The following is a 681-nucleotide window of genomic DNA, read 5'->3' as shown; positions in this document are numbered from 1 at the left end:
TTGGGGTGCTCATATATATGGACAGGAAAATAGTTCTTCTAACTGTTTACTTCTTCATGCTATGGCAGTTAATATTTCTGGTATCATTTCTGGAGCTATAACTGTTGGTATATTTCTTACTTTTTTCCATAATTGATATATATTGTTTTTTTATATAAATTTTTAGAACAGAGTTATTAAACACTCTGTTCTAATTATTATATAATTATCCTYTTAYAAATACATCTTTACCAAACCATTTAGTAGATATTTCKGCAGCYTTTCCATCRKCTCTCATATCATCTAAAGCTTTATCAATAGCATTTAAYAATTCTGTATCTGTYTTTCTAATKCCTACTCCAAAWGATTTAGCTGTAATTGGGTATTCTTCTAAAAGTTCAAAATCAGCATTCTCTTTAGATATATAATAACGRGCWACWATCTCATCTACTATYACAGCATCTATTCTTTTAGCTTCTAAATCCAAAAAAGCATTAACATAAGAATCATACTGTCTAATCTCTTTAATTTCYTTRCTTAYAGGGTCAKYTWCTAATGWTTCATAATTRCTGCTTCCKSTTTGYACTCCTAATATTTTCCCTTTTAACTCCTCTTTGCTATTAATATCATCTCTATCAGAATATTTTGCTATCATAAGCCTATTGTAAAGATATGGTTTAGCCTATTGTAAAGATATGGTTT

2 pseudogenes are annotated in these 681 nt (G+C 28.5%); one reads left to right on the top strand and one right to left on the bottom strand.

The window, feature by feature from the left end:
* Window positions 1-136 (top strand): annotated as a pseudogene (locus GQX97_RS15185) (sodium ion-translocating decarboxylase subunit beta); the annotation flags it as partial.
* A 69-nt stretch (window positions 137-205) separates the two neighbouring features.
* On the opposite strand, the pseudogene GQX97_RS13475 reads toward GQX97_RS15185, so the two are convergent.
* Window positions 206-643, bottom strand: a pseudogene (locus tag GQX97_RS13475) (transporter substrate-binding domain-containing protein); the annotation flags it as partial.
* Window positions 644-681 lie beyond the last annotated feature (38 nt).

This window comes from Brachyspira sp. SAP_772 (genome assembly GCF_009755885.1).
Taxonomy (GTDB): Bacteria; Spirochaetota; Brachyspiria; order Brachyspirales; family Brachyspiraceae; genus Brachyspira.
The sequence above is the reverse complement of the archived record's forward strand: the minus strand, read 5'-3'. Positions and strand labels throughout refer to the sequence as shown.